This window comes from Pseudohaliea rubra DSM 19751 (assembly GCF_000764025.1).
Lineage (GTDB): Bacteria > Pseudomonadota > Gammaproteobacteria > Pseudomonadales > Halieaceae > Pseudohaliea > Pseudohaliea rubra.
This window is the reverse complement of record NZ_KN234783.1, coordinates 17,040-27,572: the sequence shown is the minus strand read 5'-3', so window position 1 is coordinate 27,572 and position 10,533 is coordinate 17,040. Positions and strand designations below refer to the sequence as shown.

Genomic DNA, 10,533 nt, shown 5'->3' with positions numbered 1-10,533 from the left:
TGCCAGGCGAGGCGGGCAGCGTCGCGGCCCGGGTGGGCCCGGGGCCCCCGGCCGCACACGCTACTTGATATCGACAAAGGCCTCATCGCGGATCTTGCGCAGCCAGGCATCGAGTTCTTCATCGTACTTGCGCTGGTGCAGGAACTCCGTCACCCGAGCGACCCTTACTTCTTCCGTCATGTCTTTCTCGCGCCGGTCCAGCACCTCGATGATGTGCCAGCCGAACTCCGTGCGCACCGGATCGGAGATCTCGCCGAGGGGCGTGGACGCCATGGTGTTTTCGAAGGCGGGGACCATCTGGCCCGGGTTGCTCCAGCCCAGGTCACCGCCCTCGGCGGCGGTGCCGATATCCTCGGAGTATTCCCGGGCCAGGGCGCTGAAATCCTCCCCGCCTTCGATGCGGGCCTTGAGCTGCGCAGCAAGCTCGCGGGCCTTTTCATCGCTGAGAATCTCTGTGGGCTTGATGAGGATGTGCCGGGCGTGGGTCTGGGACACGGTCTCGCCGCCGACACCGCGGGCATCGGCAAGGTAAACGAGGTGAAAGCCGCTCGGCGACCGGAACACGTCCGCGAGTTCCCCGGGCGTCAGCGACGGTGCGACGTCCTGGAACAGCGACGGCAGATCGTCGAGCTTGCGCCAGCCGAGGTCGCCACCGCTCATGGGTATCGTTTCGTTCGCTTCGCTGATGACCGTCTGGAAGCTCTCGCCGGCCTGAATGCGGGCTGCCAGGGTCTCCGCCTGTTCCCGCGAGGCCTCGGCTTCACGCTCCGGCGCCGCCTCGGCTACCGGGAGCAGGGCGTGGACGATGCGGTATTCGGGCTGGATGAGCTTCTCGCCTTCCTCCGTGGTCATGAAGTTTTTCACTTCCTGATCGGAAATCTCCACGCGCTGGTTGACGTTGCCCATCTGCACGCGCTGGATGACCATCTCCTGGCGAATGTTGTCGCGCATGGCGCGGTAGGAGCGTCCCTGTTGCTCCAGCGCGAGGCGGAACTGCTCCAGGGACAGCCCGTTCTGCGCCGCCACGCGCTGCATGGCCGCGTCGAGCTGCGCGTCGGGAATGCGCACACCGAAGCGCTCCCCCATCTGCATCTGAATGCTGTCGAGGATGAGCCGGTCGAGCGTCTCGCTGATGAGCACGTCTTCCGGCGGGAGCTCCATGCCCCGGGCCTCGAGGTTGCCGGTTACCGTCTCGACCCGCTCGCGCAGCTCGCTGGCCATGATGACATCGTCGTCGACGATGGCCACCACCTGGTCGAGCATTTCTGTTTCCGCGGCGGCCGTTGTTGCCAGCAGGGCCGCCAGCAGCCCCGGGCCGACCAGGGCCCCGGCGAGGGTGCGCAGGGTGTTGCTGATTACTGTCACGGTCGAAACCCCCGGATCATATCGGTCATCAATTGCTCCACCTCTGTGCCCAGGCCACCGAGGCCCTTGAGCACGAATTGCACCTGCACCGCCCGCTCGCGGTCCAGGTTCGGTGCGTCGAAGTCGGGGACGATGCCGCGCGCGGTGTCGAAGTAGCGCAGATGGAGCAGGCGGATTTTCCAGCAGCAGTTATCGTACTCGATGCCCACCATGTCTTCCACGCTCTCGTCGGCTTCGAGGCTGTAGTTCCAGGCGCCGAAGAGGCGCCAGTGGCGACTCACCGGGTAGTAGGCGGACAGGTGCGCCTGGTCCGTGGTCGGCTGCGTGCCCACCAGGTTGATGGGCCGCCGGTAGGTGTAGCCGGCGTTGAGCAGGGCGCCGTCCTCGCGCTCGTAGCTGCTGAACAGGTTGCCGGCGTTCACCTTTTCCGTCGACGGGTCGTACTGCACCGTCGCCCGCAGGTTTAGACGCTGTGTGGGATAGAAGTTCAGTTCCCCGGCAATTTCCGACTCCGTGCGCTCCAGCTCCGGCGCCGTGGGTCTCAGGCGCACCCTGCGGTTGTCGAAGTAGACGATCTGGCCGAGGCTCGCGTTCAACAGCTCCGTGCCCGTGCGCCGGTTGAGGAAGCGGGTGGTGACGCCAATGGCGAGCTGGTTGGCGTCGTCGAGGCGGTCCCGGCCGGAAAAGCGCGTGTCCCGGAACAGCTGGTTGTAGTTGAAGGTGAGTTCCGCGCTGTCGAAGTCCGGGTGGTCGCGCTGATCCTCGAAGCTGGAATACAGATAGTAAAGGCGCGGCTCGAGGGTCTGCACCAGGTCCCGGCCGGCAACGCTGAAGGCGCGCTCGAAGTAGAGGCCGCCATCGAGGCTGGCGAGCGCCGAGCCAGCGCTCGGATCGTTCCGGTCCTGCGCCAGCGGGTCGTTGAGGCGGTAGTCCAGGTAGCGGTACTTGGCGGTGCTTCGCAGGAACCCGTATTCCCAGAGCATGGGATAGCTGAGCCCCGCCTCGCTATACAGGCGCTGGCCGGTCACGCGCTCGCCGTTGCTGTCGAAGTTGCTGTACTGGGCCAGAAACAGCGGCTCGAAGCGGAAGGGCTCCCGGTCGCCGCGCCGTTGCACGGTCACTTGCGGCAGCTTTTTATAGTCCTCGCGGATGTCGTCGGCCAGAGACTGGAACTGCTGCAGCTCCATGTTCACCAGCCAGTCATCGCCGAGGTAGTCGAGGGAGGCGAGCTGCAGCAGGTTCACCTCGCGACGGGTCTCGAGGTTGGAGGTCTCAAGGTCGCGGATATAGGCGACGTCGCTGACCCGCGTGTAGTCGATGCGCGAGCGCCAGCGCTGGCCGTAGAGGCCGTTGTGGCGGAGCTGGCCCAGCCAGCGGTCCGGGTTGGGGTCCGCCGGGAAGTCTTCCTTGTACTGCTCGTCCCCGGCCAGGAAGGCGCCGCCGAGCAGCCAGTTGCCGCCAGCGGGGTCGAGGTAGCGGCCCTGGACCTCATGGTTGAGACCCCGTTCCTGGATGTAGCGCGGTACGTAGAGCAGGTCGTAGTCGGGTGCGGCGTTCCAGTAGAAGGGCGTGCTCACGTCGATGCCGCCGCGGCTATCGTTGCCCACGGTGGGGAAGAGAAAGCCCGTGCGTCGGCGGTCATCGAGGGGGAAGCTCAGCCAGGGCGTCCAGAAGAAGGGGACACCGGCGGCAGACAGGGTGGCACCGCGGGCCACACCCACGCCTTCCTCAAGGTCCAGGGTCATATGCCGCGTCCGCAGGTACCAGTCCCGTTCGCCCGGCGCGCAGTAGGTGAGGGCCCCGTCCTCGATGCGGATCAGCGACGCGGCATCGCGGGAAAGCAGCACGGCTTCGCCCCGGAGGTGTTTCTCGTGAAGCACAAAGACGCCATCCTCGAGCTGGGCTTCGCCGGTGCGCGAGTAGAACGCCCCGCGGCTGCCGCGGAGCAGGAGACCCGGCTCGCGGAGCACGATATTGCCTTCCACCTTGCCGGTTTCGCTGACGCGGTCATAGTCTGCCCGGTCGCCGGCGAGATCCCGGTAGCCCTGGGTGACCTCGACGCCGCCTTCGAGGCGCAGCTGGTCGCCGCGCAGCTCGGTGCGTGTGGCCGTGGCCTCGATGTCGGACTCTTCCGGGTCCCCGGCGCCGGTGAGCCCTGCCTTCGGATCGATGTAGCGGCCGCCGCAGAGTTTGCAGCTGCGATCCCGGAGCGCCGGTGGCACGTCCTCGATCGGGACCCAGTCGAGCCCCGCGCCGGCTTCGACCACCTCGACCTCCAGCCGCTCCCTGGCGCAGTCTTCACTGGCCGCGCAACCCGCCCCGTTGCTATCCTGCGCGCGGCCCGGCGCCGCCGCTGCGAGCAGCAGGGCGGTAGCCGCCGCGCGCAGGAGCGTGTGCTTCGCTGGGGCCGGGATCATGGGGTGTCGGGTATGGGCCTATGAGCGGTGGATGGAGACAGGAAATCGAATTGCGACGGATGATAAAGCATCGCCCGCCGCTTGTCCGTTCCGGCCTTGGGGTCTTTCGTGGCGTCTGTCGCAGCGTTTGCCGTCGAGGCTCTCCCGGAAGCCCCGGTAGGCTCCTTCGCAGGGGCCCTCGAGGCGGTGTCACGAGGGTGCTGGCCCCGTGAGCGGCGCCCCGGCAGACCTTCTGCCCTGGTGCCTGGCGCAGCTCCCCGACCCTGCCGGGGCGGCCCTCGCGCCGCTGGCCGGCGACGCCAGCTTCCGGCGCTATTTCCGCCTGCGCTGGACTGGCGGCACCGCCGTCGCCTGCGTGGCGCCCCCGGCGACCGAGAAGAATGCCGAATTCCTGGCCGTGCGCGAGCAGTTCGCGGCCGCCGGCGTGCGCGTGCCGGGGCTTTTCGGGGTCGACCGCGAGCGCGGTTACCTGCTCCTTGAGGACCTCGGCGATGCGCTGCTGCTGCCCGCGCTCACTCCGGCAACGGTGGATGCCTGCTATGCGCAGGCCATGGACCTGCTCGTGGCGCTCGCCACGGCGCCCTGCGGCGAACTGCCGCCCTATGACGACGCGGCCCTGCAGGCCGAGCTCGAGCTGTTTCCCGTCTGGTTCTGCGACCAGCTGCTGGGGGTGCCCTTCGATGCGGTCGCCCGGGAGCGCTTCCAGGCGCTCAGTGCCCGCCTCCTCGCCAGTGCCGGGGCCCAGCCGCGGGTCCCGGTGCATCGCGACTTCCACAGTCGCAATCTCCTGATCACGCCCGAGGGCCTAGCCACCATCGATTTCCAGGACGCGCTCTGCGGTCCTGTGACCTACGATCTGGTGTCGCTGCTCCGGGACTGCTACTGCCGCTGGCCTGACGACGCGGTCTATCGCTGGGCGCGGACGTTCCACGGCGAACTGGCCGCCCGCGGGCTGCCTGGCCTGCCGGACGTCGAGGGCTTTCTGGTCACCTTCGATCTCATGGGCCTGCAGCGGCATCTGAAGGTGCTCGGTATCTTCGCCCGCCTCTCCCTGCGCGACGGCAAGGACGGCTACCTGGGGGATCTGCCGCGGGTCTATGGCTATGTCCGCGACGTGCTTGCGGCCCATCCCGGTGAGCCCGCGCTCGCCGCCTTTGCGGCCTGGCTCGACGCCGGGATCGCGCCCCGCCTGCCGGCCCAGCCCTGGTGGTCCGCTCCTTGAAGGCCATGGTTCTCGCGGCCGGCCGTGGCGAGCGCATGCGCCCGCTGACCCTGAAGACGCCCAAGCCCCTCCTTGCGGTGGGCGGCAAGCCCCTGCTCGCCCATCATCTGGAGCGTCTTGCGGCGGGGGGCATCAGGGAGGTCGTGATCAACCTGTCTTGGCTCGGCGAGCAGATCGAGGCCTACTGCGGCGACGGCGGCGCCTGGGGGCTGTCGCTCCTGTATTCCCGGGAGCCGGAGCCCCTGGAGACCGCCGGCGGCATCGTCCAGGCCCTGCCGCTCCTCGGCGATGCGCCCTTCCTGGTGGTGAACGGCGACGTATTTATGGACTACGACGTGCCGGCGCTGGCTGCGCGCGCCGCGGACCTCGTCCCGGCCGGGGCACACCTGCTCCTGGCAGAGAACCCGGACCATCACCCCGGCGGTGATTTCGCGCTGCGCGGTGAACGGGTCGCCGGGCCCGCGCCCGGCGAGGCCACGGTCACCTTCACCGGCACCGCCCTCTACCACCCGGCCTTCTTCGCCGGCCTTGCGCCCGGGGCCCGGCCGCTGCGCCCGCTCTTCGAGGCGGCCATGGCTGCAGGAAGGCTTTCCGGCGAGCGCCACGGCGGGCGCTGGGTGGATGTGGGCACCCCGGAGCGACTCGCGGCGCTGGATGCATCGCTTCGCGAAGAGGCGGCGAGGGGCTAGCGCAGGCCCAGCGCGGCGCCGAGTTCCTCGGGGGTGGTGATGGCGGGGAATGCATCACGCGGGGCCAGGAGGTCCCTGTCACCCGTGACCGGCGTATCGGCGCCGGCGGTGTATGCCTCTCCGGGTTGCCGCGGAGGGTGTGCCGGGGCACGCAAAACGCTAGAATCCGCGTCCAGACCCGCTGGAGATCCCCATGCCCGATTACCTGATCGCGCCGTCCATCCTGTCGGCGGACTTTGCCCGCCTCGGCGAGGAGGTCGACAACGTGCTCGCCGCGGGCGCGGACGTGGTCCACTTCGACGTCATGGACAACCATTACGTGCCCAACCTCACCATCGGGCCCATGGTGTGCAAGGCGCTCCGGCAGCACGGGGTGACCGCGCCCATCGATGTGCACCTGATGGTCAGCCCCGTCGACCGGCTCATCGGTGACTTCGCCGAGGCGGGGGCCAGCTGGATCACTTTCCACCCCGACGCCGTCACGCACGTGGACCGCACGCTGCAGCAGATCCGCGATGCCGGCTGCAAAGCCGGGTTGGTGTTCAACCCGCACCTGGGGCTGGAGGCGCTGGATTACGTCATGGACAAGATCGACGTGATCCTGCTCATGTCTGTGAACCCGGGCTTCGGTGGTCAGTCCTTTATCCCGGCGACACTGGACAAGCTGCGCCAGGCGCGCCAGCGCATCGACGCCTCGGGCCGCGATATCCGCCTGGAAATCGACGGTGGCGTCGGCCCGAAGAACATCGGCGAGATCGCCGCCGCCGGGGCCGACACCTTTGTCGCCGGCTCGGCTATCTTCAACCAGCCGGACTACGCGGCAGTGATCGGTGACCTGCGCGCCGCGCTGACTACGGCGGCCTGATGACTGTGGCGGACTTCCAGGCGCTGGCAGCCGAGGGCTATAACCGGGTCCCGGTGAGCCTCGAGGTGCTGGCGGACCAGGAAACGCCGGTGAGCACCTACCGCAAGCTCGCGGGTGGGCCCTATTCCTACCTTTTCGAGTCCGTGCAGGGGGGCGAGAAGTGGGGCCGCTACTCGATTATCGGCCTGCCCTGCCGCACCCTGGTGAAGGTCTATGGCCGGCGCGTGGAGACCTGGGAGAACGGCGAGCTCGCTGCCAGCGAGACCGTGGCAGACCCGCTGGCCTGGGTCGAGGCCTTCCAGGCGCGTTACCGCGCCGCGCCGGCGGCTGAGCTGCCGGTGTTCCACGGCGGCCTGGTCGGCTACTTCGGCTATGACACGGTGCGCTACGTCGAGGAGCGCCTGGCGGACAGCTGCCCGCCGGACAGCCTCGGCACGCCGGACATTCTGCTTATGGTCTCCGACGAGGTGCTGGTCTTCGACAACCTTGCCGGCACCCTCAAGCTCATCGTCAACGTCGACCCGGCGGCTCCGGGCGCACGGGCGGCCGGCGAGGCGCGACTCGCAGCGCTCGCGCGGCAGCTGCGCCAGCCGATCGCGCCGCTGCCGGAGGTGGACCTCGCAGCCCGGGCCGAGACGGGCCTCGAGGACAGCGCCCGCACGAGCATGGATCAGGAAACCTTCGAGGCGGCGGTCGAGCGCGTGCGGGAGTACGTGCTGGCCGGGGATGTCATGCAGGTGGTGCCGGCGCGGCGCATCAGCGTGCCCTTCCGGGCGCCGCCGCTGAACCTGTACCGGGCGCTGCGCAACCTGAACCCGTCGCCCTACCTCTATTTTCTCGACCTCGAGGACTTCCAGATCGTCGGTTCGTCACCGGAGATCCTCGCCCGCCTCGAAGACGGTATGGTCACCGTGCGACCCATCGCCGGTACCCGCCACCGGGGCCGGGACGACGCTGAGGACTCGGCGCTCGCCGAGGAGCTGCTGGCGGACCCGAAGGAGATCGCCGAGCACCTCATGCTCATCGACCTCGGCCGCAACGACGTTGGCCGCATCGCCCAGACCGGCACCGTCGAGCTGACGGACAAGATGGTCATCGAGCGCTACTCCCACGTGATGCACATTGTTTCCAATGTGACAGGGCGCCTCGCCGGCAAGCTCAGCGCGCTCGACGTGCTGCGCGCCACGCTGCCAGCGGGCACCCTGAGCGGCGCGCCGAAGATCCGCGCGATGGAGATCATCGACGAGCTCGAGCCGGTCAAGCGCGGTGTTTATGGCGGCGCCGTGGGTTATCTCTCCTGGGGGGGCGACATGGACACGGCCATCGCCATCCGCACCGCCGTGCTCAAGGACGGCGAGCTGCACGTGCAGGCCGGGGCGGGTATCGTTGCCGACTCCGTACCCGCTGCGGAATGGCAGGAGACTGTCAACAAGGCCCGGGCAGTGCTGCGGGCCGCGGCCATGGCGGATGGCGGGGAGGGATCGCCGTGATCCTCATGATCGACAACTACGACTCATTTACCTTCAACGTGGTGCAGTACCTCGGTGAGCTCGGCGCCGAGGTCCTTGTGCGCCGCAACGACGAGATCGATATCGCCGGTGTTCATGCCCTGGCTCCGGAGCGTATTGTTCTCTCGCCGGGCCCCTGCACGCCGAACGAGGCGGGCATCTCCATGGCCCTGGTGGAGGCCTTCGCCGGCCGCGTGCCCCTTCTTGGTATCTGCCTGGGCCACCAGTGCATCGGCCAGGCTTTCGGCGGTGAGATTGTGCGCGCGCGGCAGGTGATGCACGGCAAGACCTCGCCGATCCATCACCGTGGCGAGGGTGTTTTCCAGGGGCTGCCCTCGCCCTATACCGCCACCCGCTACCACAGCCTGGTGGTGGCCCGGGAGGCCCTGCCGGCGTGCCTCGAGATCACCGCCTGGACGGAAACAGACGACGGCGAGCTGGACGAGATTATGGGCCTCCGGCATCGCGAGCTGCCGGTGGAGGGGGTGCAGTTCCACCCCGAGTCCATTCTCACAGAGCACGGCCACGCTCTGCTCGACAATTTCCTGCGCGGTGCCGCGCCCGAGCCCGGGAGGGACAACCCATGAACCTCAGGGATGCGCTGGCGGTGCTCGCCGACGGGGGAGACCTCGACGGTCACGCCATGGCCGCGGTCATGCGCACGGTGATGACCGGCGGCGCCACGGATGCCCAGATCGGCGCCCTGCTCCTCGGCCTGCGCGCCAAGGGCGAGACCATCGACGAGCTTGTGGCGGCGGCGCGGGTGATGCGCGAACTGGCCACGCCGGTGAGCGTTCCCGGCAATTTCGACCTGGTGGACCTGGTCGGCACGGGCGGCGATGGTGCCAACCTGTTCAACGTCTCCACGGCCGCAACCTTCGTCGCCGCGGCCGGCGGCGCCCGGGTGGCCAAGCACGGCAACCGCTCCGTCTCCAGCACCAGCGGCAGCTCGGACGTCCTCGAGAGCCTCGGCGTGCCCCTGGATCTGAGCCCCGAACAGATCGCCCGGGCAATCACCGAAGTGGGCGTCGGCTTTATGTTCGCGCCGGCCCACCACAACGCCATGCGCCACGCCATCGGCCCGCGGCGGGAGCTGGGCATGCGCACCCTGTTCAACGTGCTGGGCCCCCTCACCAACCCCGCGGGGGTGCGCCGGCAGGTGCTCGGGGTGTTTGACGGCGCCCTCTGCGAGCCGCTGGCGATGGCCCTGGGCGAGCTCGGCAGCGAGCATGCGTTGGTGGTCCACGGTGAGGACGGCCTCGACGAGCTGTCCCTCGCAGCGCCCTCGCAGGTGGCAGAGCTCAAAGACGGTGCCGTGCGCTGCTACACGGTGACGCCGGAGGCGCTGGGCCTCGGGCGCCGGCCCCTGGACGGATTGGTGGTGGATAGCGCGGAAGCCTCCGCGCGGCTCATCAAGGCCGCCCTGGGCGGCGACGCCGGTAGCGAGGATGCGGCAGCGCTCATCGCCCTGAATGCCGGTGCCACCCTCTACGTGGCCGGCATTGCCGGCTCTCTGGGGGACGGCGTCCGCTTTGCCGAAGACCTGCTGGCCACGGGCCAGGCCGGCGAGAAGCTCAAGGCCTTCGTTGCTTTCACGCGGCTTATGGCCGAGGAGGGCGCATGAGCGCTGACGGTCTGCCGACGGTGCTCAAGCGCATCCTCGCCCGCAAGGCCGAGGAGGTGGCAGAGCGCCGCGCCCGGCGCCCCCTTGAGACGGTCAGCGCTGACGCCGCGGCCCAGCCGCCGGCCCGGGGTTTTGCCGCCGCGGTTACCGCCGCCGCCGCCGGCCCCGGCAGCGCGGTCATTGCCGAGGTCAAGAAAGCGTCGCCGAGCAAGGGCGTGATCCGCGCTGACTTTGCTCCGGCGGCCATCGCCGCCAGCTACGAGGCCGGCGGCGCGACCTGCCTCTCGGTGCTCACCGATGTGGATTTCTTTCAGGGCGCCGATGGCTACCTGCAGGCGGCGCGCGCTGCCTGTACCCTGCCGGTGCTGCGCAAGGATTTCACGGTGGACCCCTACCAGGTGGTCGAAGCCCGGGCCCTCGGCGCCGATGCCGTGCTGCTCATTGTCGCGGCGCTCGGTGACGCCCAGCTGGCGGAGCTGGCCGCCTGCGCAGCGGAGGTCGGCTGTGATGTGCTGGTGGAAGTGCACGACCGGGCAGAGCTGGAGCGCGGGCTGGCAGTGTCGTCGCCGCTCATCGGCATCAACAACCGCAACCTGCACGACTTCTCCTGCACCCTCGACACCACCTTCGAGCTGCTGCCGTTGATCCCCGAGGGCCGCACGGTGATCACTGAGAGCGCCATCCACGCACCGGCGGACGTTGCGCGCATGCGCGCCGGCGGCGTCAATGCCTTCCTTGTCGGCGAGGCGTTCATGCGCGCCGCGGAGCCGGGCGAGAAGCTCCGCGAACTTTTCGCCTGACGCGTTCGCCTGCCCATGGCAGCGGCGTCCCCGCCGCGACGGG

The 10,533-nt window shown here is 69.0% G+C and carries 9 protein-coding genes; 7 read left to right on the top strand and 2 right to left on the bottom strand.

Going from position 1 to position 10,533, the window contains the following annotated elements:
- Positions 1-60: 60 nt before the first annotated feature.
- Together HRUBRA_RS12235 and HRUBRA_RS12230 are read right to left on the bottom strand one after the other, a co-directional pair.
- On the bottom strand, positions 61-1,365 hold the full coding sequence (locus HRUBRA_RS12235; RefSeq protein ID WP_236629866.1) for a peptidylprolyl isomerase: 1,305 nt from the start codon (positions 1,363-1,365) through the stop codon (positions 61-63).
- Positions 1,362-3,782, bottom strand: coding sequence for an LPS-assembly protein LptD (locus HRUBRA_RS12230; protein WP_052094799.1), 2,421 nt, complete (start codon positions 3,780-3,782; stop codon positions 1,362-1,364). Before HRUBRA_RS12230 ends, HRUBRA_RS12235 begins: the two co-directional genes overlap by 4 nt.
- Positions 3,783-3,990: 208 nt before the next feature.
- On the opposite strand from HRUBRA_RS12230, the gene HRUBRA_RS12225 reads away from it, so the two are divergent.
- The 7 genes from HRUBRA_RS12225 to trpC all read left to right on the top strand — a co-directional run bounded on the left by HRUBRA_RS12225 (position 3,991) and on the right by trpC (position 10,490).
- Positions 3,991-5,004: an aminoglycoside phosphotransferase family protein gene (locus HRUBRA_RS12225; RefSeq protein ID WP_035517577.1), complete on the top strand. Its 1,014-nt coding sequence runs from the start codon at positions 3,991-3,993 to the stop codon at positions 5,002-5,004.
- 5 nt (positions 5,005-5,009) lie between these two features.
- Positions 5,010-5,693 (top strand): N-acetylmuramate alpha-1-phosphate uridylyltransferase MurU, encoded by a 684-nt coding sequence (gene murU / locus HRUBRA_RS12220; RefSeq protein WP_201771601.1) that lies wholly within the window; start codon positions 5,010-5,012, stop codon positions 5,691-5,693.
- Positions 5,694-5,886: 193 nt separating this feature from the next.
- On the top strand, positions 5,887-6,558 hold the full coding sequence (gene rpe, locus HRUBRA_RS12215) for a ribulose-phosphate 3-epimerase (protein WP_035517575.1): 672 nt from the start codon (positions 5,887-5,889) through the stop codon (positions 6,556-6,558).
- Complete coding sequence (gene trpE, locus HRUBRA_RS12210; protein ID WP_035517574.1) at positions 6,558-8,048, top strand: anthranilate synthase component I; 1,491 nt, start codon at positions 6,558-6,560, stop codon at positions 8,046-8,048. Before rpe ends, trpE begins: the two co-directional genes overlap by 1 nt.
- Positions 8,045-8,653 carry an anthranilate synthase component II gene (locus HRUBRA_RS12205; protein WP_035517573.1) on the top strand — a complete coding sequence of 203 codons (609 nt, stop codon included), beginning with the start codon at positions 8,045-8,047 and terminating at the stop codon, positions 8,651-8,653. The genes trpE and HRUBRA_RS12205 overlap by 4 nt, the downstream gene beginning before the upstream one ends.
- A complete protein-coding gene (trpD, locus tag HRUBRA_RS12200; protein WP_035517572.1) occupies positions 8,650-9,690 on the top strand; it encodes an anthranilate phosphoribosyltransferase in 1,041 nt (346 codons plus the stop codon). Before HRUBRA_RS12205 ends, trpD begins: the two co-directional genes overlap by 4 nt.
- Positions 9,687-10,490 carry an indole-3-glycerol phosphate synthase TrpC gene (gene trpC / locus HRUBRA_RS12195; RefSeq protein WP_035517570.1) on the top strand — a complete coding sequence of 268 codons (804 nt, stop codon included), beginning with the start codon at positions 9,687-9,689 and terminating at the stop codon, positions 10,488-10,490. The genes trpD and trpC overlap by 4 nt, the downstream gene beginning before the upstream one ends.
- Positions 10,491-10,533: the final 43 nt, after the last annotated feature.

What these genes read in the sequence shown, in the direction of transcription:
- HRUBRA_RS12230 (WP_052094799.1), bottom strand. Translation starts at nt 3,782, where the DNA reads ATGATCCCGGCCCCAGCGAAGCACACGCTCCTGCGCGCGGCGGCTACC.
- murU (WP_201771601.1), top strand. Translation starts at nt 5,010, where the DNA reads ATGGTTCTCGCGGCCGGCCGTGGCGAGCGCATGCGCCCGCTGACCCTG.
- rpe (WP_035517575.1), top strand. Translation starts at nt 5,887, where the DNA reads ATGCCCGATTACCTGATCGCGCCGTCCATCCTGTCGGCGGACTTTGCC.
- trpE (WP_035517574.1), top strand. Translation starts at nt 6,558, where the DNA reads ATGACTGTGGCGGACTTCCAGGCGCTGGCAGCCGAGGGCTATAACCGG.
- trpD (WP_035517572.1), top strand. Translation starts at nt 8,650, where the DNA reads ATGAACCTCAGGGATGCGCTGGCGGTGCTCGCCGACGGGGGAGACCTC.
- trpC (WP_035517570.1), top strand. Translation starts at nt 9,687, where the DNA reads ATGAGCGCTGACGGTCTGCCGACGGTGCTCAAGCGCATCCTCGCCCGC.